The following is a 22,887-nucleotide window of genomic DNA, read 5'->3' as shown; positions in this document are numbered from 1 at the left end:
CGTTGGGAGCCTCTCCCATGGAGGTATAAGGATTGTGCCGGAGTGTCGGAGTAGTATAAGCAGCCATATGGACAACTCCGGAACAGCCGGTGAACCTCAGGTCAAGGATATCGGGCGCGTGTCGTGCGAGTTGTGACCTTGGGCCTCGGGATGCGGGCCCTTCACTGCGCGAAGCTGTACACCGTCAGCTCTCTTGCGTCCCTGGCCTTTACGGAAAATCCCACGCACAAAGCCGGGTTCGGCCCCGCCGTGCTGACCGCGATTCCCTCCGGCTCCCGGTAGGGGAGGTGCCGCGCCGCCGTCACGAGGCGGCGGCCCCGAGCCTCACCCGTACGGACGTCAATTGCGGAGACATAGGTATTGCCGTCCGATTTAGGCGGATTGTCGCCGTTCTTTCCGGTGTAAGGCTCACCGGTCAGCACGTAGACGAAGTCGCCGTGCAGTGCGCAGCCCTGGAACCACTCCTCTTCCTTTACCTGCACACCGGCCTGGAGCGTGTGCGCGGCCTCGAAGCGGCCGGCCAGGAAGTCCGTCATCCCGTACACCGAGAACCGGTGCTCCTCCCCTTTCTGGTGGCTCACCAGAACCCGGCCGCCGGCCAGGTCGAGTGCGGGGGAGACGTCGGAGGCGCCCGGAACCGGGTCGTAGTGGGCCACGGTCGGGTTGCTGCCGTCGAGCAGGGCGCCGTCCCTGAACAGGACGCGGGCCACCGAGCGGCCGTAGCCGCTTTCGGGGTCGGGCTTGCTCTCCACCCATATGAGCGTGGACTTGCCCACGGGCTCGATGCCGAAGGAAATGCCGTGTCCGAAGCCGCGCAGATACATGTGACCGCGCGGCTGCCCGGAACTGCTCATCCGGGTCAGGCACATATCGCCCGCCGTCTTGCGGTCTGCGGAACTGACCGGCTCCTTCTCGCCGTTGAGCTGCAAGCCGCCTTGAATGCCCTGAAGGGTGTAGACCAATCCCTTGGAGTCGTCGAATGCGAACGACTGAGGCCCGGTGGTGTTGAAAAGCGGCGAAGGTGCCAACATTTCGGCGGCTGTTCGCATATCGAACATTCCGGCAATTGGTGGAGAGTCGTCTTCGGGTGGGGCGCTCTTGGTGCGGAGTCGCCAGCCGAGACCGCCCACGGCCATGCCGGCGGCCGCCGTACCGCCCGCGAACAGGAGAGTCCGGCGGCTGAAAGGTTCTCTGCTGTCCGCCATGCCGGTATTCTGCCAGCCTTTCGAGGCTGGTCCGGCCCCGGATCCCTCCGCCTCCGGCAGCGGCGGCCGCCGCCTCCGCAACGGCGGACGCCCGCCCCCGGTGAGGGGGACGGGCGTCCGGACCGCGTCGGCTACACCGCGCGCGGAGACCTCAGACCGGAACGCTCGCCAGGCCGGGGGCCAGGAACTTCTTGCCGTTCACGCGCTCGGAGACGCCCTCGCGGTCCAGGTACGGCGTGACGCCGCCCAGGTGGAAGGGCCAGCCGGCGCCCGTGATGAGGCAGAGGTCGATGTCCTGGGCCTCGGCCACGACACCCTCCTCCAGCATCAGGCCGATCTCCTGCGCCACCGCGTCGAGGACGCGGTCGCGGACCTGCTCCTCGGTCAGGACGACATCGCCCTGGACGAGGAGGGCGGCGACCTCGGGGTCCAGCTCCGGCTTGAAGCCGTTCTCTGCGGAGTAGACGTAGAAGCCGCGCTTGCCGGCCTTGACGACGGCCGCCAGGTTCGGGGAGACGGTGAAGCGCTCCGGGAAGGCGCGGTTCAGGGTCTCGGAGACGTGCAGGCCGATCGCCGGGCCCACGAGCTCCAGCAGCACCAGCGGGGACATCGGCAGGCCGAGCGGCTCGATGGCCTTCTCGGCGGTGACCACCGGGGTGCCCTCGTCGATGACGTTCTGGATCTCGCCCATGAAGCGGGTCAGGATGCGGTTCACGACGAACGCCGGGGCGTCCTTGGTGAGGACCGCGGTCTTCTTCAGCTTCCGCGCCACACCGAAGGCCGTGGCCAGCGAGGCGTCGTCGGTCTGCTCGCCGCGGACGATCTCCAGCAGCGGGAGGATCGCGACCGGGTTGAAGAAGTGGAAGCCGACCACGCGCTCCGGGTGCTGGAGCTTGGAGGCCATCTCGGAGACCGACAGCGAGGAGGTGTTGGTGGCGAGGATCGCGTGCGCCGGGGCGACCGCCTCGACCTCCGCGAACACCTTCTGCTTGACGGACATCTCCTCGAACACGGCCTCGATGATGAAGTCCGCGTCCGCGAAGCCCTCGGCCTTGTCCAGGACACCCGTCACCAGGGCGGTCAGGCGGTTGGCCTTGTCCTGGTTGATGCGGCCCTTGCCCAGCAGCTTCTGGATCTCGGCCCGGACGTAGCCCACGCCCTTGTCCACGCGCTCCTGGTCGATGTCGGTGAGGACCACCGGCACCTCCAGGCGGCGCAGGAACAGCAGCGCCAGCTGCGAGGCCATCAGGCCCGCGCCGACGACGCCGACCTTGGTGACCGGGCGGGCCAGCGCCTTGTCCGGCGCGCCGGCCGGGCGCTTGGCGCGCTTCTGGACCAGGTTGAAGGCGTAGATGCCGGAGCGCAGTTCGCCGCCCATGATGAGGTCCGCGAGCGCGGTGTCCTCGGCGTCGAAGCCCTTCTGCAGGTCGCCGTCCTTGGCCGCCTCGATGATCTCCAGCGCGCGGTAGGCGGCCGGGGCCGCGCCGTGCACCTTGGAGTCGGCGATGAAGCGGCCGCGGGCGACCGCCGCGTCCCAGGCCTCGCCGCGGTCGATCTCGTCGCGTACGACCTCGGTGGTGCCGTTGAGCACGTTCGCGGTCCAGAGCAGCGACTGCTCCAGGAAGTCCGCGCCCTCGAACAGCGCGTCCGCGATGCCGAGCTCGAAGACCTGCTTGCCCCTCAGCTGCCGGTTCTGGTTCAGCGAGTTCTCGATGATGACCGAGACCGCGCGGTCCGCGCCGATCAGGTTCGGCAGCAGGGCGCAGCCGCCCCAGCCGGGAACCAGGCCGAGGAAGACCTCGGGCAGCGAGAAGGCCGGGATGGCCTTGGAGACGGTGCGGTAGGTGCAGTGCAGACCGACCTCGACACCGCCGCCCATCGCCGCGCCGTTGTAGTAGGCGAAGGTGGGGACGGCCAGCGCGGCCAGGCGCTTGAAGACGTCGTGGCCGCCCTTGCCGATGGCGAGCGCCTCGTCGTGCTTCTTCAGCAGCTCGACGCCCTTGAGGTCGGCGCCGACCGCGAAGATGAACGGCTTGCCGGTCAGACCGGCGCCGACGATGGAGCCCGCGATGGCCTCCTGCTCGACCTGGTCGATCGCCGCGTTCAGGTTGGCGAGGGACTGCGGGCCGAAGGTGGTCGGCTTGGTGTGGTCCAGGCCGTTGTCCAGCGTGATGAGCGCGAAGCGCCCGGCGCCGAAGGGCAGGTCCAGGTGGCGCACGAGCGCGCGCGTGACGACCTCGTCCGGGAACAGCTCGGCCGCGCCCTTGAGGAGCTCAGTGGTGGTGGTGCTCACTTGCTGTCTCCCTCGGCGGTGAAGTTCGGGTTCTCCCAGACGACCGTGGCGCCCATGCCGAAGCCGACGCACATGGTGGTCAGGCCGTAGCGGACCTCCGGCTGCTCCTCGAACTGGCGGGCCAGCTGGGTCATCAGACGGACGCCGGAGGAGGCGAGCGGGTGGCCGAAGGCGATGGCGCCGCCGTACTGGTTGACGCGGGCGTCGTCGTCGGCGATGCCGTAGTGCTCCAGGAACGCGAGGACCTGGACCGCGAAGGCCTCGTTGACCTCGAAGAGGCCGATGTCGTCGATCGTCAGACCGGCCTGCGCCAGGGCCTTCTCGGTGGCCGGGATCGGACCGTAGCCCATGACCTCGGGCTCGACACCCGCGAAGGAGTACGAGACCAGGCGCATCTTGACCGGGAGGTTGTTCTCGCGGGCGAAGTCCTCGGACGCGATGATCGCGGCGGTGGCACCGTCGTTGAGACCGGCGGCGTTGCCCGCGGTGACGTTGCCGTGGACCCGGAACGGGGTCTTGAGGCCCGCCAGGTTCTCCAGGGTGGTCCCCGGACGCATCGGCTCGTCGGCGGTGACCAGGCCCCAGCCCGTCTCACCGGCCGCCTCGTTGTTGTTGCGGACCGAGATCGGGACCAGGTCCTGCTGGATCTTGCCGTCGGCGTACGCCTTGGCGGCCTTCTCCTGCGAGCGCACGGCGTACTCGTCGGCGCGGAGCTTGGTGATCGTCGGGTACCGGTCGTGCAGGTTCTCGGCGGTCATGCCCATGAACAGGGCGGACTCGTCGACCAGCTTCTCGGAGACGAAGCGCGGGTTCGGGTCGACGCCCTCGCCCATGGGGTGGCGGCCCATGTGCTCGACACCGCCGGCGAGGGCGACGTCGTACGCACCGAAGGCCACGCCGCCCGCGACGGCGGTCACGGCGGTGAGCGCGCCGGCGCACATGCGGTCGATGGAGTACCCGGGGACGGACTGCGGGAGGCCCGCGAGAATGCCGGCCGTACGGCCCAGCGTCAGGCCCTGGTCGCCGATCTGCGTGGTCGCGGCGATGGCGACCTCGTCGATCTTCGCGGGGTCCAGGTCCGGGTTGCGGCGCAGCAGCTCCCGGATCGCCTTGACGACGAGATCGTCGGCGCGGGTCTCGTTGTAGATGCCCTTCGGGCCCGCCTTGCCGAACGGGGTGCGGACGCCGTCGACGAAGACGACGTCCCTGACGGTACGAGGCACGTTGGCTCTCCTCCAGGTGCGGGGGTGCACTGCTGCGCGGGGGGCGTGCCCATGGACTGAGCGCCCGCTCACCTCTCCATGCTACTTGCCGGTAACCGGCATGCACAGCCCCCCTGGAAGGAGCGGCGAAGGTCACACTCCGCCGCGCCCTTCCTCGCGGCCCCGGCGCTACCCGAGCAGGACCCGTCGGCGGGTCCGCGGCTCGGGGGGCCGGGCCGGGCCGAGCTCATGGCGGCGGCCATGGGGGACGAGGAGCGGACCGTGTCCGCCACGAAGGCGCGGCGGCGGACGCCCAGGGTGCGCAGCGCCGGGCCGTGGTCCACCGCGACCAGGGCGGCCGCGCCGGCGAGCAGGGCCCGCCAGGCCAGGGCCGCCGCCCGCCGGGCGGGGGCGGGCAGGGGCGCCAGGGCCTCGCGCAGGCGCAGGCAGTGGAAGGGGACGTGGCGCACCTCGTCGGCGTGGATCCGGCCCGCCACCTCCGAGGTCAGCGGGTCGGCGGCTCCGTCGCGCACCGCCTCGTAGTACCGCAGGGCGACCGCCTCCGCGACCATCAGTACCAGCAGCTCCACCTTCAGCCCGAGCAGCCTGCGCAGCCCGACGAAGGCGGCGTCGCTCCAGTGGCCGGCCAGGGTCCCCCCGCCCTCGGCCTTCAGGAGCAGGGCCAGCATCCGCGCGTGGTTCTGCTCCTCCGCCACGAAGAGCCGTACGGCCCGCGCGTACACCGGATCGCCCGCCCGCTCGGCCTTGGCGGCCAGCTCGGCGCCGTCCCCGCCTTCTCCCAGCTGGAACCGCTGCAGGCTTCCGGTGAGCTCCGCGGGGAGCGTCGTGACCCGGCTCCAGTCCGGATCGCCCCGCTCGGCCCGCCGCTCGCGCTCGGCCTCGAACTCGGCCACCCACTCCTCGTATCCCCACCCATGTTTGATCACGTTCAAAAACTACAAGACTTTGAGCGTGTTCAAAAGATGCGCGGACGTGACTCTTCGACGAGACCGGGACGCGCAAGAGCCCCCCGTCCACAGGACGGGGGGCTCTTGCGTGGAATCACGGGCGGCGGGCCGGGGCCGGGGCCCGGGCGCGACGCCTCAGTCGGCCGGATCCGGCTCCGGCTCGGGTGGCAGCGTCGTCGCCAGCGCCGTCGTCAGCGCCGCCGTCACCTGTTCGATCTGCCACGGGCGGGCCCCGTAGCCCGCCAGTGCCTCGGCCACCGCGTCGGGCTCCAGGCGCTCCGGCGGCTCCCAGCACAGCCGGCGGACCGTGTCGGGGGTGATCAGGTTCTCCTGGGGCAGGTTCAGCCCCTCCGCCAGCGCCGACACGGCCGTGCGGGCCGCCGCGAGGCGTGCCGCGGCCTCCGGGTCCTTGTCCGCCCAGGAGCGCGGCGGCGGGGGGCCGGCCGGGGTCGCCCCCGGCTGCGGCAGCTCGCTCTCGGGCAGGGCCTTCGCCCGTTCCACGGCGGCCATCCACTGGTCCAGCTGGCGCCGGCCCATGCGCTGCCCGTATCCGGGCAGCGCCGAGAGCGCGTGCACGGTCAGCGGCAGGGCGAGCGCGGCCTCGACGATCGCGCCGTCACCCAGCACCTTGCCCGGTGACACGTCGCGGCGCTGCGCGATCCGGTCCCGGGACTCCCACAGCTCCCGTACGACGGCCATCTGCCGGCGCCGGCGCACCTTGTGCATGCCGGAGGTGCGGCGCCAAGGGTCCTTGCGGGGCGGCGCGGGCGGCGCGGAGGCGATGGCGTCGAACTCCTGACGGGCCCACTCCAGCTTGCCCTGCCGGTCCAGCTCCTTCTCCAGCGCGTCGCGCAGGTCCACGAGCAGCTCGACATCGAGCGCGGCATAGCGCAGCCACGGCTCGGGGAGCGGCCGGGTGGACCAGTCGACGGCGGAGTGGCCCTTCTCCAGCACGTAGCCGAGTACGCCCTCGACCATCGCGCCGAGCCCGACCCGGGGGAAGCCGGCGAGGCGTCCGGCGAGCTCGGTGTCGAACAGGGAGGTGGGCGTCATGCCTATTTCGCGCAGGCACGGAAGGTCCTGGGTGGCCGCGTGCAGGATCCACTCGGTACCGGAGAGGGCCTCGCCCAGGGAGGAGAGGTCGGGGCAGCCCACCGGGTCGATCAGCGCGGAGCCCGCGCCTTCGCGGCGCAGCTGCACCAGGTAGGCGCGCTGGCCGTAGCGGTAGCCGGAGGCGCGCTCGGCGTCCACGGCGACGGGTCCGGTGCCCGCGGCGAAGGCCGCGACCACCTCGGCGAGCGCCTCGGCGTCGGCGACCACCGGCGGGATGCCCTCGCGGGGCTCGAGCAAGGGGATGGGCAGCCCGTCGGACGAAACCTCGTCGTCCGGGGGGCCGCCCCCGGTGGTGGTGCGCAGGCCTGCTGCGGTTTCTTGGGCGTCGGTCACTGGTCAAGGGTATCCGTGCATGCGACGCGCCCGTCGCCGGAACGTTCCGGCGACGGGCGCGAAGGGGAAGGACGGACGTTTCCCCGGGTTCTCCGGTTGTTGGCCCGGGGTCTCGCGGGCGGTATCGGCCGGGTCAGTGGATGATCCCGGTGCGCAGGGCGACGGCGACCATCCCGGCCCGGTCGCCGGTGCCCAGCTTGCGGGCGATCCGTGCGAGGTGGGACTTGACGGTCAGGGCGGACAGGCCCATCGAGACTCCGATGGCCTTGTTGGACTGGCCCTCCGCGACGAGGCGCAGGACCTCGACCTCGCGGCCGGAGAGCTCGCGGTAGCCGCCCGGGTGGCTCGGGGCACCCGGGGGGCGGCGGTGCATACGGGCCGCGGCGGCGCCGATGGGGGCGGCGCCGGGCCGGGACGGGAGCCCGATGTTGGTCCGGGTGCCGGTGACGACGTAGCCCTTCACTCCGCCCGCGAGGGCGTTGCGCACGGCGCCGATGTCGTCGGCGGCGGACAGGGCCAGGCCGTTCGGCCAACCGGCGGCGCGGGCCTCGGAGAGCAGGGTGAGACCGGAACCGTCGGGCAGGTGTACGTCGGCCACGCAGATGTCGCGCGGGCTGCCGATGCGTGGACGGGCCTCCGCGATGGACGAAGCCTCGATCACGTCACGTACGCCGAGTGCCCACAAATGGCGGGTCACGGTGGAGCGCACGCGCGGGTCGGCCACGACGACCATGGCCGTCGGCTTGTTCGGGCGGTAGGCGACCAGGCTTGCGGGCTGCTCGAGAAGAACGGACACCTAGGCCTCCTGGGGGAGTGGCGGGACGGCCGGCTGGGGGAAGGAAGCCGGTGCGAACCGTGCGGATGGTCACTGACTCTTTCGGCACGTCACCCGCCCGGCTTTAGGGAATGATCACGATTTGGTGAGTAACAATTCGGGCAATTCGGACGCACGATCGATCATAGGGTGATCAGAAGCCCGCAAGGGACGCCCCGTTCCGACATTCGGCCGAGGGTTTGGTCGCCTGTTCGAGGGGCTCGGGACGCCCGTCCGGCCGCTCCGCGGTCGATCGCGGAGCCGGGGCCCGCCCCCGCCCCGCCCGGCCGCGCGCACGGCCGGACGGGCCCGGTGGGAGGCTCTGCGGGTCTGGTGGGAGGCCGTGCGGACCTGGTGGGAGGCCGTGCGGACCGCTCCTCCGTGCTATCCCTTCGGGTGGTGCGGACCGCGCCGCTGGGGCAGCGAGACCACCCCGGTCACCGTCTCCGTCGGCCCGACCGGAGGCAGCCCCGCGATCTGGCACAGGAGTTCGCACCACGCCGCCAGGTGTGCGGAGGTGTCCGGCACCCCGCCCACACCCTCGCGCGGCGTCCAGGAAGCCCTGATCTCGATCTGTGTCGCCGGCCGGCGCTCGCCGAGCCCGCCGAAGTAGTGCGAGGCGGCCATGGTCACGGTCCCGCTCGCCTCCCCGTACGTCAGCCCGCGCGCGTCCAGCGCCCCGGTCAGCCAGGACCAGCACACCTCGGGGAGGAGCGGGTCCACGGCCATCTCCGGCTCCAGTTCCGCCCGTACGAGCGTCACCAGCCGGAAGGTGCCCTGCCAGGCGTCGTGCCCGGCCGGGTCGTGCAGGAGGATGAGCCGGCCGTCGGCCAGGTCCTCCTCGCCGTCCACGACCGCCGCCTCCAGCGCGTAGGCGTGCGGTGCCAGTCTCTGTGGCGGCTTGGTGGGGTCGATCTCGATCCCCTGCCGCAGCCTCGCCTTCTTCAAGCCGTCGACCGCCCGCCGGAACGGGAGCGGGACGGAGCTCTCCTTCGCGCTGTCCGCACCGTCAGCGCCATCTGAAAATCGTCCCTGAGCCGCAGCCATGCGGGGAAGACTAGGCGGAACGGGCGCCCGTACGGCGCAGGGACACCCGCGCCGGGCCGGGCACTTCTTCATACGTGCGAAGATTTGAGTCGTGAGCGCCAACACCCGCCCCACGGGCACGCCGAGCCAGACGTACGATTCCGCCTTCCTCAAGGCGTGCCGGCGCGAGCCGGTACCGCACACGCCCGTGTGGTTCATGCGGCAGGCGGGTCGCTCCCTCCCCGAGTACCGCAAGGTGCGCGAGGGCACGCAGATGCTGGAATCCTGCATGCGGCCCGACCTGGTCACCGAGATCACGCTGCAGCCGGTCCGGCGCCACAACGTGGACGCGGCGATCTTCTTCTCCGACATCGTGGTCCCGCTGAAGGCCATCGGCATCGACCTGGACATCAAGCCGGGCATCGGCCCGGTCGTCGCCCAGCCGATCCGCCGCCGCGAGGACCTCGCACAGCTGCGCGACCTCACCCCGGAGGACGTCTCGTACGTCACCGAGGCGATCGGCATGCTCACGGGTGAACTGGGCTCCACGCCGTTGATCGGTTTCGCGGGTGCGCCCTTCACCCTCGCGAGCTACCTCGTCGAGGGCGGCCCGTCCAAGAACCACGAGCACACCAAGGCCCTCATGTACGGGGACCCGGAGCTGTGGGCCGACCTGCTCGACCGACTCGCGGAGATCACCTCGGCCTTCCTCAAGGTCCAGATCGAGGCCGGCGCCTCGGCGGTCCAGCTCTTCGACTCCTGGGTCGGCGCGCTCGCCCCGGCGGACTACCGCCGCTCGGTGATGCCGGCCTCCGCGAAGGTCCTCCAGTCCGTCGCCTCGTACGGCGTCCCGCGCATCCACTTCGGCGTGGGCACGGGCGAGCTCCTCGGCCTCATGGGCGAGGCCGGCGCGGACGTCATGGGCGTCGACTACCGGGTCTCGCTGGACGAGGCCGTCCACCGGGTCGGCCCCGGCAAGGCGCTCCAGGGCAACCTGGACCCGGCGGTGCTCTTCTCCACTCCCGAAGCGGTGGAGACCAAGACCCGCGAGGTCCTGGACGCGGCGGCCGGCCTGGAAGGCCACATCTTCAACCTGGGCCACGGCGTCCTCCCGACGACGAACCCGGACGCCCTGACCCGCCTGGTGGACTACGTCCACACGCAGACGGCGGTCTAGCGGAACGGCCCGCGGGGCTCAGACCCCGGCCGCCCGCACCGCGGTCACCGTTTTGCGGGCGGCCACCAGGACCGGGTCCCAGACCGGGGAGAACGGCGGGGCGTAGCCCAGGTCCAGGGAGACGACCTGGTCCACCGTCATGCCGGCCGTCAGGGCCACCGCGGCGATGTCCACCCGCTTCGCGGAGCCCGCGCCGCCGACGATCTGGACTCCCAGGAGGCGGCCCGTGCGGTGCTCCGCGAGCATCTTGACCGTCATCTCCTCGGCCCCCGGGTAGTAGCCCGCCGTGTTCGTCGAGCGGATGGTCGCCGTGACGAAGCGGAGCCCGACGGCCAGCGCGTCCCGCTCGCGCAGCCCCGTACGCGCGATCTCCAGCTCGCAGACCTTGCTCACGGCCGTGCCCACCACCCCGGGGAACGTCGCGTAGCCGCCGCCCGCGTTCGAGCCGATGACCTGGCCGTGCTTGTTGGCGTGCGTGCCCAGCGGGATGTGCCGCATGCCGCCCGACACCAGGTCCAGGACCTCCACGCAGTCCCCGCCCGCCCAGATGTCCGCTTGGCCGCGGACCCGCATCGACAGGTCCGTCAGCAGGCCGCCCGACTCGCCGAGCGGCAGGCCCGCCGCGCGCGCCAGCGCCGTGCGCGGCTCCACGCCGATGCCCAGGACCACGACGTCCGCCGGGTACTCCTCGCCCGAGGCCGTGGCCACCGCGCGGGCCCGGCCCTCCTCGTCGGTGAGGATCTTCGACGCCTCGGCGCGGGCGACCGTACGGATCCCCATGCCGTTCATCGCGCTGTGGACGAGAGCGCCCATGTCCGGGTCCAGCGTGGACATCGGCTGCTCGCCCCGGTGTAGCACGGTGACCTCGAAGCCCCGCCCGACCAGGGCTTCCGCCATCTCCACGCCGATGTAGCCGGCGCCGACCACGACCGCCCGGCGGCCCTCGGTCCGCTCCAGAGCGTCCATCAGGCGCTGGCCGTCGTCCAGGCTCTGGACCCCGTACACCCCGTGCGCGCCGATGCCGGGCAGCCGCGGGCGGACCGGGCGGGCGCCGGTGGCGAGGACGAGCTTGTCGTACCCCGTCCAGTACTCGGCGCCCGATACGAGGTCCCGGGCGCGCACCCGCCGCCCCGCGAGGTCCAGTTCCACGACCTCCGTCCGCGTCCGCAGGTCGATGTCCCGCTCGCGGTGCTCCTCGGGCGTCCGGGCGATCAGCTCGTCCCGGCCGCCGACCAGGCCGCCGATCCAGTACGGGATCCCGCACGCGGAGTACGAGGTGAAGTGCCCCCGCTCGAAGGCGGTGATCTCCAGCTCCGCCGGCCCCTTGAGCCGCCGGGCCTGTGACGCGGCGGACATCCCCGCCGCGTCACCGCCGACCACCACCAGCCGTTCCCTGGCACTCGCCATCGCCCGTACCGTCCTTCCCCGCCGCCCGATGCCTGCGGGGCCCACGCTACGGGCGAATGGGTGTTCAGTCCCGGACGTCCGCGGCGGGGGCCGCCGGATCCGCCGGATCCGCGGGGCCCGCAGGGCTTCCGGCCGGCGGCCGGGGGGTCTGCCCCACCGGACCGGCCTGCGCCGGAAGTCGGCGCTCCGGCGCGCCCGGCTTCGGCTTCGCCGGCCGCCACGTGCGGAACTGCCGGAAGCAGAACAGCAGGAACGCGCCCGCCAACAGGAACGGGGAGGCCGCGGCGAGAGCCATCAGCAGGTACAGGACCACGGCGGCGAAGGCCTTCCAGCCGCCGGCCAGTGCGTCGGTGAAGCCCGGATCCGCCTTCTTCGGCTCCTTCGCCGCCTCCTTCGCCGGCTCCGAGAACGTCAGCGTGATCGTGCCGAGCGAGGTCTGGTCCTTCAGCGCCGTCTGCTGCGCGAGCAACGACTCCAGATCGGCCTGCCGCTTGCTGAGTTCGGCCTCCAGCGTGACCACCTCGCCCAGACTCGAGGCCTTCTCCATCAGCTCGCGCACCCGGCCCACGCTCGCCCGCTGCGAGGTGACCCGGCTGTCGACGTCCGCGACCTTCTGCGTCACGTCCTGCGCCTCGACCTTGCGTTCGAGCAGCTTCCCGCTGCCCTCCATGGCGGCCAGCACCGCGTCGAAGCGCCCGGCGGGCACCCGCAGGGTCACGGTCGAGGTCATCGCCCCGTCGTGGCCGCGGCCGGTGGTCTCGTTGCCCACGTAACCGCCCGCGCCCTCCGCCGCCGTGCGGGCCCCGGCCGCCGCCTTCTGGGCGTCCGCCGTCTCCACGCCCAGCGTCGCCGTGCGGATGATCTGCGTGCGTGCGGGGGCCTGCGGCTGGTCCTTGTCCGAGGACGGCGCCGGTGCGCCCGTCGCGGCCGACGCGGCGGCCGGGCCCTTCCCGGCGGCCTCCCGCTGCCGCGGAGCCGCCGCGTCGGCCACCGATTCATCCGACTTGGCGCCGCTCCCGGCCGCGGAGCAGCCGGTGAGCGCGAGGGCCCCGGTCAGGGAGAGCGCGGCCAGGGCCGTCGCGGTGCGCCGCCCGTACCCCCCGTACCCTCCGAACCGTCTGTGCTGGGTGCGCTGGGTGTGCATCGTCGGGTACCCCCCGGGAATCGCCGGACGCGCGGCCGGACCGCCGCGCTGGTGTCGACGTTCTGACGTTCCCGGCCCCGCCGCGGGTTTCGCACGCGCGGCCTCGAGGTGGTCCCGAACCGGTCACGGTCAGGCCTCGGTGATCACTCCGTGGGGGGTCTGAGACGATGTGTCCATGCACGGAGCGGACATGCGTACGGACCGGCCGGGCCCCGCCGGCCACGTCGTCGTCATCGGCGGCGGCATCGCGGGCCTCGCGGCAGCCCACCGGCTGCTCGCCGACGGCGTCCGCGTCACGCTCCTGGAGGCCGGCCCGCGCCCCGGCGGCAAGCTGTTCGCCGGCGAGCTGGCCGGCCTGCCCGTGGACCTCGGCGCCGAATCCGTGCTCGCCCGCCGCCCCGAAGCCCTCGAACTGGCCCGCGCCACCGGCCTCGGCGACGCCCTGCAGCCCCCCGCCACCGCCACCGCCCACCTGTGGACCCGCGGCGAGCTGCGGCCCATGCCGCGCGGCCACGTCATGGGCGCCCCCGGCGACCTGGGCCCGCTCGCCGCCTCCGGAGTGCTCTCCGCCGAGGGCCTGGCCCGGATCGGGGCCGAAGCCGAGCTGGCCCCCGCCGAGATCGGCGAGGACGTGGCCGTCGGCGAGTACGTCGCCGCCCGCCTCGGCCACGAGGTCGTCGACCGGCTCGTGGAGCCGCTGCTCGGCGGGGTCTACGCCGGCAACGCCTACCGCATCTCGATGCGCGCCGCCGTCCCCCAGCTCTTCGAGGCCGCCCGTACGCACGCCTCCCTGGGCGAGGGCGTACGGGAACTGCAGCGCCGGGCGGCCGGAGCCGGGCAGGCCGGTCCCGTCTTCTCCGGCATCGACGGCGGCATCGGCCGGCTCCCGCTCGCCGTCGCCGCGGCCTGCCGGGCGGCCGGAGCCCGCCTCCTCACCGACACCCCCGCGCGCGAGCTGACCCGTACCGCGACCGGCTGGCGCGTGCTCGCGGGCGCCCCCGACAGCCCGGGCGGCGCCGAGGTCATCGAGGCCGACGGCATCGTGCTGGCCACCCCGGCCGGACCCGCCGCCCGCCTCCTCGACCGGCTCGCGCCCGCCGCGGCCGCGGAGCTGCGCGGGGTCGAGTACGCCTCCATGGCCCTGGTCACGATGGCCTTCCGGCGCTCCGAGCTGCCGGCCGCCATCGCCGGGGGCGGCGCGAGCGGCTTCCTCGTACCGCCCGTGGACGGCCGGACGATCAAGGCGTCGACCTTCTCCAGCAACAAGTGGGCCTGGGCCGGCACCGATCCCGAGCTCTTCCTGCTGCGCACCTCCGTCGGCCGCCACGGCGACGAGCGCGACCTGGGCCGCTCCGACGAGGAACTGGTCGACGTCTCCCGCGCCGACCTCGCCGACGCCGTGGGCCTCGCGGCGGCCGCCCGCCCGGTCGCCTCCACCGTCACGCGCTGGGACGGCGGCCTGCCCCAGTACCCCGTGGGCCACCTCGGCCGGGTGGCCCGGATCCGCGCCGCCGTGGCGGCCCTCCCGGGACTCGCGGTGTGCGGTGCGCTGTACGACGGGGTCGGGATCCCGGCCTGCATCGCGAGCGCCGGCAAGGCCGCTGACGTGGTGATGGCCACGTTGGGGCCCGGTGGGGTACCCCTGGCACAGACCACTGATCAGCGCACGGGACAATAGGCACATGACTGCACCAGAGAAGATTCCCAACGCGGGGAAGAAGGCGAAGGACCTCAACGAGGTCATCCGCTACACCCTGTGGTCCGTCTTCAAGCTGAAGGACGTCCTCCCCGAGAACCGCGCCGGCTTCGCCGACGAGGTCCAGGAGCTGTTCGACCAGCTGGCCGCCAAGGACATCACCGTCCGCGGCACCTATGACGTCTCCGGCCTGCGGGCCGACGCGGACATCATGATCTGGTGGCACGCGGAGACCTCCGACGAGCTGCAGAGCGCCTACAACCTGTTCCGCCGCACCAAGCTGGGCCGCGCCCTGGAGCCGGTCTGGTCGAACATGGCCCTGCACCGCCCGGCCGAGTTCAACAAGTCGCACATCCCGGCCTTCCTGGCCGACGAGACGCCGCGCGACTACGTCAGCGTCTACCCCTTCGTGCGCAGCTACGACTGGTACCTGCTGCCCGACGAGGACCGCCGCCGCATGCTCAAGGACCACGGCATGATGGCCCGCGGCTACCCCGACGTGCGCGCCAACACCGTCGCCTCCTTCTCGCTCGGCGACTACGAATGGCTGCTGGCCTTCGAGGCCGACGAGCTGTACCGCATCGTCGACCTCATGCGCCACCTGCGCGCCTCCGAGGCCCGTATGCACGTCCGCGAAGAGGTGCCCTTCTACACCGGACGCCGCAAGTCCGTCGCCGATCTGGTGGCCGGACTCGCCTGAGACCTCCCCTGGGGGGAAGGACCGGAGGACCTGACCTGCGTCCTCCGGTGATCGGGAGGCCCTGCCCCCGAATCGACGCAGCCGGAGATCCCGCCCGGAAGTTCAGACGACTGGCGGCAGCAGTGCCCTGGGGTGCCCCTGGGCGGACGCTGCCCGGTCGTCCAGCGACACCGGTGCGGGCTCCGGATGCGGCGCACAGGTGGCATCCCCGCCCGAGGTGTCACCCGTCAGCAAGTACCGCTCCACGTGGGCGTCCACGCAGTCGTTGCGTCCGCCGACCACCCCGTGGGTGCCGGCCCCCTCCTCCGTCACCAGCCCCGCCCGCGGCCCGAGCCGCCGCCGGAGCTCCAGCGCCCCCGCGTACGGGGTCGCGCCGTCCCGCTCCGCCGCGACGACCAGCGTGCCGGGCAGCACCCCGGCCGCCCCGGCCGGCCGAGCGCCCACGTCGACCGGCCGCTGCCGCTCGCGCACCGGCCAGAAGGCGCAGGGCAGGTTCAGGAAGGCGTTGGTCCAGGTCTCGAAGGGGGCCGTGCGGGCCAGTTCCGTGTTGTCGCGGTCCCAGGTCTCCCAGTCGGCGGGCCAGGGGGCGTCGTTGCACAGCGTCGCCGTGTACACGGCGGTCGCGTTCTCGTCCTCGGCGGCCATCGCCGGATCCGGGGCGGCGAGCTCGACGAGCGGGCCCGGATCGCCGCGCAGGAAGGCCGCCAGCGCCGCCGCGCGGCCCGGCCAGACCTCGTCGTAGTACGCGGCCCGCAGGTACGCCGAGTGCAGCTGCCCGGTGCCGACCACCCCGCCCGCCGGCTCGCGGGCGAGCGCGGCCCGGACCCGGTCGTAGGAGGCCTGCACGGCGCCCGGGGTGCCGCCCAGCCCGTACACGGAGTGGTGGCGGGCCGCCCAGGCGCGGAAATCGGCCCAGCGGCGCTCGAAGCCGGGCGCCTGGGCGAGGTTGTCGGCGTACCAGACGCGCCGGGGATCGGGATCGACGGCCGAGTCGAAGACCATCCGGCGGACGTGGCCCGGATGGAGCGTGGCGTACACCGCCCCCAGGTACGTGCCGTACGAGGCCCCCATGAAGCTCAGCTTCGGCTCGCCGAGGGCGGCCCGCAGCACGTGCAGGTCGCGGACGTTGTTCAGGGTCGTGTAGGACGCGAGGCCGGCGCCGGTGCGGCGCGCGCAGCCCCGGGCGTACTCCCGGGCCTCGGCGACGCGCCGCCGCTTGTACGCGGGGTCCGGTTCGGCGGGCGGGGCCTGGGAGGGGGCGCGCGCGTGGTCCGCCGGGTCCTGGCAGGACACCGGGGGCCCCGAGCGGCCGACCCCGCGCGGGGCGTAACCGACGAGGTCGTAGGCGGCGGCCACGCGCCGCCACTCGGGCAGGCCGGCCACGAGCGGGAAGAACATGCCGTTCCCGCCGGGCCCGCCGGGGTTGTACACGAGCGCGCCCTGCCGCACGGCGCCGCCGGCCCCGGTGGCGCCGACCCGGCTGACCGTGATGCCGATCTGCGCTCCGTCGGGCCGCGCGTAGTCGAGGGGCACCCGGAGCGTGGCGCACCGCACGTCCGGAGCGAGACCCTCGACGACCGCGCAGGGCCCGAAGTCCAGCCCGCGCCCCGCGAGGGGGCTGCCCGGGGCCGCGCGGTGGTTCGCGCTGGTGATGCCGCGCAACGGCCCGGCCGTGGCTGTCGTCTGTGTCAGGGGCGTGAGGGTGGGTGAGGGCTGCCGGGCCAACTGGTTCCGGGGCACGTGGGCGGTGTACGAAAGCTCGGGGCCGGTCGGGCCCGGTGGCCGCGGAGCGGCAGCCGGCGTCCGCATCCGCCCCGGCAAACATGAAGAGGCCCGTCAGCATCACAGCGAGCGGCACATGGTCAGAGGTGGATAAAGTGCAGGCGGTGGAACTGGTCCGGCGGCTGCGCCCGGACGTCGCCATCATGGACATCCGCATGCCCGGTACGGACGGCATCGAGGCCACCCGCCGGATCCACGCGGATCCGGAGTCGCGGACCCGCGTCCTGGTCCTCACCACCTTCGACGACGACGAGTACGTCTACGGCGCGCTGCGCGCCGGGGCGAGCGGCTTCCTCGTCAAGGACATGCCGCTGGAGACGATCATCGACGGTGTCCGGGTCGTCGCCGCCGGTGACGCCCTGATCGCGCCGAGCGTCACCCGCCGCCTCATCGAGGAGTTCGCCGCCCGCCCGGAACCCGCCGGACCCTCAGCCCGCCCGGATTCCTCCGCCCGCCGATCGGTGGCCGACGCCGTCACCGACCGGGAGCGCGAGGTCCTCACCCTCGTCGGCCGCGGCCTGTCCAACGCCGAGATCGCCGCCCGGCTCTCCATATCCGTGGCCACCGCCAAGGCCCACCTGGCCCGCCTCTTCACCAAGCTCGACGCGCGCGACCGGGTCCAGCTGGTCATCCTCGCCTACGAGGCCGGCCTGGTCGCACCCCCGCGCTGAGGCCCGCCCCGCCCGGGGAAGCGCCCCGCCGGTGGTGTGGGGAGGCGGCGCCGCGCGGACCGGCAGACGATGGTTGCGTGGAGACACGGTTCCGGGACGGTGCCGGATGAACGGGCACGTCCCGGTAGAGGAGCTGATCAGCGGGGCCGCGCAGGCCGCCGGCGGATGGCTGGGCTCCCTGCCGGTCGCGCTGATGGCCACCGGCGCCGACGGAACCATCGTGCGCTGGAACCAGGTCGCGCAGGAACTGCTCGGATACGCCCCGCCGCAGATGCTGGGCCACAACATCGCCGACCTCCTCCACCCCGGATCCGACCGCAGCCTGGGCCGCTCCCTGTGGGAAGCCGCGGCCACCGGCCGGGGCGTGATGGGCACCGTGACCGCCTGGCACCGCGACGGGCACCCGCTGGAGGTGGAGATCTGGGCCTCCCCGGTGTCCGACCGCCGGCACGGCACGGCCTCGGTCCTGGTCTTCGCCGCCGACGCCCACGCCGCCCGGCGCATCCGGGGATCCTCGGCGGTGTGGGACGGCCTGTTCGCCCGCTCCCCGGTCGGCATCGCCATCCTCGACACACAGCTGAGGTTCCTGCAGGTCAACGCCGCACTCGAAGCCATGAACGGGCTGCCGGAATCGGCGCACGTGGGACGCAGGCTGGCCCAGATCCTCCCGGAGGTGAACGCCCGCGAGATGGAGGAGGCCATGCTGGAGGTGCTGGAGACCGGCCGGCCGGTCCTCGACCGCCGCCGGGTCGGACGCACACCGGCCGAACCGGACCACGACCGGGTGTGGTCATGCTCCTACGTCCGGGTGGAGGATCCCGCCCGCATGGCCATCGGCGTCATCGCCTCCCTCGTCGACATCACCGAGCAGCAGCGCGACCACGTCGAAGCCGAAGCGGGACGGAGCAGGCTCGCCCTGCTCAGCGAGGCCAGCATGCGCGTCGGCTCCAGCCTCGACCTGGAGCGCACCGCTCAGGAGCTCGCCGATCTCGCCGTACCGCGCCTCGCCGACGCCGTCACCGTGGACGTCCTGGACGTGCTGGCCAACGGGGACGAGCCCGGCATGGGGCTGACCGGCGGGGCCGCCCTGCGGCGCCTCGGCAAGGCCCCGCTGTCCGGATCCGCGGTGACCGACGTCCTCGCCCCCCTCGGCAGGACGCTCGTCTTCCCCGCCAACGCCCCCTACACCCAGGTCCTCGCCGCCCGGCAGCCCTTCCTGATCGCCCGCCTCGACGAGGAGACCGCCGCCTCCGCCGCCCGGCACTCGGCCAAACCCAGCCAACTGGTCGAGCTGGGAGTGCACTCGTTCGCCATGGCACCGCTGGTGGCCCGGGAGACGGTGATCGGCGTCGCCACCTTCTACCGCACCCGCCCGATCGGGCCCTTCGGAGCCGAGGACGTCACCCTCGCCGGCGAGCTCGCCGCCCGCGCCGCGCTCAGCATCGACAACGCCCGGCTCTACCACCGCGAGCACGAGACCGCGGTCATCCTCCAGCGCAGCATGCTCCCGCAGCACGTCACCGCGCCGCCCGGCATCGCGGTCAGTCACCGCTACCTCCCCGCGAGCGATGTGAACGAGGTCGGCGGCGACTGGTACGACGTCCTGCCCCTGGCCGGCGGCAAGGCGGCCCTGCTCATCGGCGACGTCATGGGGCACGGCATCGCCGCGGCCGCGGTCATGGGCCGGCTGGCCGCCTCCGTACGGGCCCTCGCACGCCTCGACCTGCCTCCCGTACGGCTGCTGCACCAGCTGGAAGACGTCCTCGGCGACCTCGCCGAGCCGATGCTGGCCACGTTCCTGTACGTGGTCTGCGACCCGGCCACCGGGCACTGCACGGTCACCCGGGCCGGCCACCCGCCGCCCGCGCTCGTCCTGCCCGACGGCAGGGTCCGGCTCCTGGACACCCCGCCCGGAGTCCCCCTGGGCGTCGGGGGCGTCGCCTTCACCCCCGCCGAGTTCGACGTACCCCCCGGCAGCCTCCTCGTGCTCTACACCGACGGACTGATCGAAGCCCGCGGCAGCGACCTCGACGAGCGGCTCGCGGAGCTGACGCGCCTGCTCGGAGATCCCCAGCGGCACCTGGACCACGTGTGCGACTCGCTGATCACCCACCTCGTCCCGGCGGCGGCCGACGACGACGTAGCCCTCCTGGTAGCCCGCATCGGCGGCTAGTGCCGTGACCGGAAAGGTTCACCGGGTCGCGGCGCCCGGCACGGCACCTCGCCGCGTTGTCGGACCACCGAAGTACGTCCAGTACAAGCGGCGGCCCTCCGCCCGGGGGCCCCTCCCGGCGGTAGCTGGGGGAGAGGCACCGCACCGAACACCGCGACCCGGCTTCTGGCGGTAGCCCCGTACCTGGCCCGCGACCTTGGTCCGCCGGTTGCTCGTGGCTGCCCGATGAACCGAAGAACCCGCAGGTGATCCAGATGATCACCGTCCGGTGGTCCCTTCCCCTGCCCTGTCCTGCCCACCCGTTCCGCTTTGAGATGCGTGTTGAAGGCCGACGCCACTGCTGCCGGCCCTGCGGAAGATCGCCCTGGCCTGCCGTCGGTTCGGCGGGCGGCAACCTTTTGCGGAGCTGTGGCGACTGACGGGCGACCCGAAGACGATCACACCCACGGATCGTCCGATCACACCGCCGCATGCTGCTGCGCACCGCTGACCAGAACCGGTGTGCGAGGCAGGCTCGGAGCGAGGAGCCCCCCATGAACGAGACGGATCCCACCGCGCACGGTCGCGGTCGGCGCACGCGCGCGGCCGGTGGCGCGCGACGTACGCGTGGACGCCACCGCCGGCGCTGGACGACGATGGGTCTGGCGCTGGGCGTGCCCGGTGTGCTCGGCCCCTACCTGCTGTTCGTGCAGGCCGACTCGAAGGCCGCGACGTTGGATTCCGACGCCTATTACGAGGTGGTGTCCGTGCGCAGCGACAAGGTGCTGGACGTGCCCGGCGCGGACACGTCGGACGGCGCCTGGACACGGCAGCAGAGCCGCGTGGCCGGTGCCGCGAGTCAGCACTGGCGGCTGAGGCCGACGGGGGACGGCTACTACGAGCTGGAGAACCGCAGCAGCAAGAAGGTCCTCGGTGTGCGGGGTGCCTCCATACAGTCGGCGGCCGCCATCGAGCAGCAGTCCGGCCACGGCGAGGCCGCGCAGCAGTGGAAGATCGAGAAGGCCGGCGGTGCGGCGGTGAAGATCGTCTCGCGGAGCAGCGGCATGGTGCTGGACGTGTGGGGCGGCTCCAGCGGCGACGGCGTGCCGCTCATCCAGTACGCGGACCATGGGGGCACCAACCAGCGGTGGAAGCTGGTGAAGGCGGGCGGCTCGGGCAGGTACACCTGGCACAACGCGCAGATCGTCGGTGGCGGGTTCGTCACCGGGCTGGTCTTCAACCCCGCCCGCAAGGACCTGCTGTACGCACGGACCGACATCGGCGGCGCCTACCGCTGGGACGCGACCGCCGCCCGGTGGACCTCCTTGACCGACTGGATCGGCGGAGCCGACTGGAACCTGCTGGGAATCGAGAGTCTGGCGACCGACCCGGTCGACCCGAACCGCCTGTACCTCGCGAGCGGCACCTACACCAACGACTGGGCGGGCAACGGCGCGATCCTGCGCTCCAGGGACCAGGGCAGGACGTTCCAGCGCACCGATCTGCCGTTCAAACTGGGCGGCAACGAGGACGGCCGGTCCATGGGCGAGCGGCTGGTGGTGGACCCGTCCGATCACGGCACGCTCTACCTGGGTACCCGCAAGAACGGGCTCTGGCGCAGCACCGACTACGGCGTGACGTGGAGCCAGGTCGGCAGCTTCCCCGTGAAGAACGGTGCGAGCAGCGGCGTCGGCCTCTCCTTCGTGACCTTCGGCCCGTCCGGCAGCCGGACGATCTACGTCGGGGTGGCCGACAAGACCACCTCGCTGTACCGCTCCACCGACGGTGGCAGCACCTGGCAGGCCGTGCCCGGCCAGCCGAAGGGGCTGCTGCCGCAGCACGGTGTGCTGTCCGGCGACGGCTCGCTGTACCTGACGTACACCAACGCGCCGGGCCCGAACGGCGTGACGGCCGGTTCGGTGTGGAAGCACACGCCGTCCACCGGGGGCTGGAAGAACATCTCGCCGTCCAGTGGCGGCTACGGGTTCGCCGGCCTGGCGGTCGATCCGCAGCGCCCGTCCACGGTGATGGTCACCACGCTGGACCGCTGGTGGCCCTCGGACGAGATCTACCGGTCGGCCGACGGCGGCACCTCCTGGAAGGCGCTCGGCGCGACCTCGGTCCGGGACAGCTCCGCAGCGCCGTACGTGGGCACCGGCATCGGTCACTGGATGGGCGCCCTGGCCATCGACCCCTTCGATTCCGGGCACGTGCTGTACGGCACGGGATCGGGGATGTGGGGTAGCCACGACGTGACCGCGGCGGACAGCGGGCGGGCGACGCACTGGACCATCCCGGCGAAGGGGTTGGAGGAGACCGCGACGCTCGGGCTGATCAAGCCCCCTGGTCTTCCCCTGATCAGTGCGCTCGGCGATGTCAGCGGCTTCCGGCACGAGGACCTCACCAAGGTGCCCGCCAAGGCGCTGTCCGGGCCGCTGTTCACCAACACCACGGGTATCGACTTCGCCCAGTCGAAGCCGCGGTTCATGGTGCGGGTCGGTCTCGGTGGCGAGCAGCACGGCGCCTACTCGGCCGACGGCGGAGCCGACTGGGCGCCGTTCGCCACGGCGCCGGTGCGCGACGCGGGCGGCGGTTCCGTGGCCGTCTCGGCGGACGGCGTCGCCGTGGTGTGGGCCCCTGATGGGCAGGTTCCGTACTCCTCGACCAACCGCGGCTCGGCCTGGACGGCGGCCTCCGGTCTGCCCGAGAACACGGCCGTGGTGGCCGACCGTTCGGCGGCGAACACCTTCTACGCCCTCAGCGGCGGCACCTTGTACGCCAGCACCGACGGCGGAAAGAACTTCACCGCCCGGGCCACCGGTCTGGGCAGCGGGCAGCTCAAGGCGGTTCCGGGCATCGCAGGTGACCTGTGGATCGCCGGCGGGGGCAATGGACTCCTGCACTCCACCAACGGGGGGAAGAGCTTCGGCAAGCTCGGCGGCGTGGAGCAGGCGAGCGGCGTCGGCTTCGGCAAGCCGGCCCCGGGTGCCCGGTACCAGGCGCTCTACCTCAGCGGGAAGGTGAAGGGCGTCACCGGGCTGTTCCGTTCAACCGACGGCGGCTCGGCCTGGGTCCGGATCAACGACGACCAGCACCAGTTCGGTGGCAGCGCCATCAGCGTCATCAGTGGCGACCCCGACGTGTACGGGCGGGTCTACCTGGGCGGCTACGGCCGTGGCGTGGTGTACGGCGACCTGTCCTGAT

At 72.7% G+C, this 22,887-nt stretch carries 15 protein-coding genes and 1 pseudogene; 6 read left to right on the top strand and 10 right to left on the bottom strand.

Annotated features, from left to right (window positions below; all coding sequences use genetic code 11):
* Positions 1–161: 161 nt before the first annotated feature.
* The 7 genes from DRB96_RS05760 to DRB96_RS05730 all read right to left on the bottom strand — a co-directional run bounded on the left by DRB96_RS05760 (position 162) and on the right by DRB96_RS05730 (position 8,975).
* Positions 162–1,205, bottom strand: coding sequence for a signaling protein (locus tag DRB96_RS05760; RefSeq protein WP_112447311.1), 1,044 nt, complete (start codon positions 1,203–1,205; stop codon positions 162–164).
* Between the two features lie 151 nt (positions 1,206–1,356).
* Positions 1,357–3,498 (bottom strand): 3-hydroxyacyl-CoA dehydrogenase NAD-binding domain-containing protein, encoded by a 2,142-nt coding sequence (locus tag DRB96_RS05755; protein WP_112447310.1) that lies wholly within the window; start codon positions 3,496–3,498, stop codon positions 1,357–1,359.
* Complete coding sequence (locus tag DRB96_RS05750; protein ID WP_112447308.1) at positions 3,495–4,721, bottom strand: acetyl-CoA C-acyltransferase; 1,227 nt, start codon at positions 4,719–4,721, stop codon at positions 3,495–3,497. Before DRB96_RS05750 ends, DRB96_RS05755 begins: the two co-directional genes overlap by 4 nt.
* Before the next feature lie 68 nt (positions 4,722–4,789).
* The gene (locus tag DRB96_RS05745; RefSeq protein WP_239515996.1) at positions 4,790–5,653 is read right to left on the bottom strand and encodes a ferritin-like domain-containing protein; all 864 of its coding nucleotides are present in this window, start codon (positions 5,651–5,653) and stop codon (positions 4,790–4,792) included.
* A gap of 150 nt (positions 5,654–5,803) precedes the next feature.
* A complete protein-coding gene (locus DRB96_RS05740) occupies positions 5,804–7,114 on the bottom strand; it encodes a ribonuclease D (RefSeq protein ID WP_112447306.1) in 1,311 nt (436 codons plus the stop codon).
* 133 nt (positions 7,115–7,247) lie between these two features.
* Positions 7,248–7,910 (bottom strand): response regulator transcription factor, encoded by a 663-nt coding sequence (locus tag DRB96_RS05735; protein WP_112447304.1) that lies wholly within the window; start codon positions 7,908–7,910, stop codon positions 7,248–7,250.
* Between the two features lie 402 nt (positions 7,911–8,312).
* Positions 8,313–8,975 (bottom strand): DUF3000 domain-containing protein, encoded by a 663-nt coding sequence (locus DRB96_RS05730; RefSeq protein WP_112447302.1) that lies wholly within the window; start codon positions 8,973–8,975, stop codon positions 8,313–8,315.
* Between the two features lie 91 nt (positions 8,976–9,066).
* Between DRB96_RS05730 and hemE the strand changes: the two genes are divergently transcribed.
* Positions 9,067–10,131 (top strand): uroporphyrinogen decarboxylase, encoded by a 1,065-nt coding sequence (hemE, locus tag DRB96_RS05725; RefSeq protein WP_112447300.1) that lies wholly within the window; start codon positions 9,067–9,069, stop codon positions 10,129–10,131.
* An 18-nt stretch (positions 10,132–10,149) separates the two neighbouring features.
* On the opposite strand, the gene DRB96_RS05720 is transcribed toward hemE, so the two are convergent.
* Together DRB96_RS05720 and DRB96_RS05715 are read right to left on the bottom strand one after the other, a co-directional pair.
* The gene (locus tag DRB96_RS05720; protein WP_112447299.1) at positions 10,150–11,538 is read right to left on the bottom strand and encodes an FAD-dependent oxidoreductase; all 1,389 of its coding nucleotides are present in this window, start codon (positions 11,536–11,538) and stop codon (positions 10,150–10,152) included.
* 64 nt (positions 11,539–11,602) lie between these two features.
* Positions 11,603–12,682, bottom strand: a complete 1,080-nt coding sequence (locus DRB96_RS05715) for a DUF4349 domain-containing protein (protein ID WP_112447297.1) — start codon at positions 12,680–12,682, stop codon at positions 11,603–11,605.
* 175 nt (positions 12,683–12,857) lie between these two features.
* Here DRB96_RS05715 and hemG point away from each other — a divergent pair, with 175 nt between their 5' ends.
* Together hemG and hemQ are read left to right on the top strand one after the other, a co-directional pair.
* Positions 12,858–14,360 carry a protoporphyrinogen oxidase gene (gene hemG / locus DRB96_RS05710; protein ID WP_239517704.1) on the top strand — a complete coding sequence of 501 codons (1,503 nt, stop codon included), beginning with the start codon at positions 12,858–12,860 and terminating at the stop codon, positions 14,358–14,360.
* Positions 14,361–14,364: 4 nt separating this feature from the next.
* A complete protein-coding gene (gene hemQ, locus DRB96_RS05705) occupies positions 14,365–15,078 on the top strand; it encodes a hydrogen peroxide-dependent heme synthase (protein ID WP_112447295.1) in 714 nt (237 codons plus the stop codon).
* Positions 15,079–15,180: 102 nt separating this feature from the next.
* Here the strand turns inward: hemQ and DRB96_RS05700 are convergent, their stop codons facing one another.
* On the bottom strand, positions 15,181–16,740 hold the full coding sequence (locus tag DRB96_RS05700) for an alpha/beta hydrolase (protein WP_239517867.1): 1,560 nt from the start codon (positions 16,738–16,740) through the stop codon (positions 15,181–15,183).
* Between the two features lie 218 nt (positions 16,741–16,958).
* Between DRB96_RS05700 and DRB96_RS05695 the strand changes: the two are divergent.
* The 3 genes and pseudogenes from DRB96_RS05695 to DRB96_RS05685 all read left to right on the top strand — a co-directional run.
* A pseudogene (locus tag DRB96_RS05695) lies at positions 16,959–17,531 on the top strand (response regulator transcription factor); the annotation flags it as partial.
* Between the two features lie 106 nt (positions 17,532–17,637).
* Positions 17,638–19,704: a SpoIIE family protein phosphatase gene (locus tag DRB96_RS05690; protein ID WP_112447291.1), complete on the top strand. Its 2,067-nt coding sequence runs from the start codon at positions 17,638–17,640 to the stop codon at positions 19,702–19,704.
* A 635-nt stretch (positions 19,705–20,339) separates the two neighbouring features.
* Positions 20,340–22,886 (top strand): RICIN domain-containing protein, encoded by a 2,547-nt coding sequence (locus DRB96_RS05685; RefSeq protein ID WP_239516733.1) that lies wholly within the window; start codon positions 20,340–20,342, stop codon positions 22,884–22,886.
* The last annotated feature ends 1 nt before the right edge of the window (position 22,887 follow it).

It is taken from the genome of Streptomyces sp. ICC1 (assembly GCF_003287935.1).
In the GTDB taxonomy this organism is placed as follows: Bacteria; Actinomycetota; Actinomycetes; order Streptomycetales; family Streptomycetaceae; genus Streptomyces; species Streptomyces tritrimontium.
This window is presented reverse-complemented; position numbering and strand designations above follow the sequence as displayed.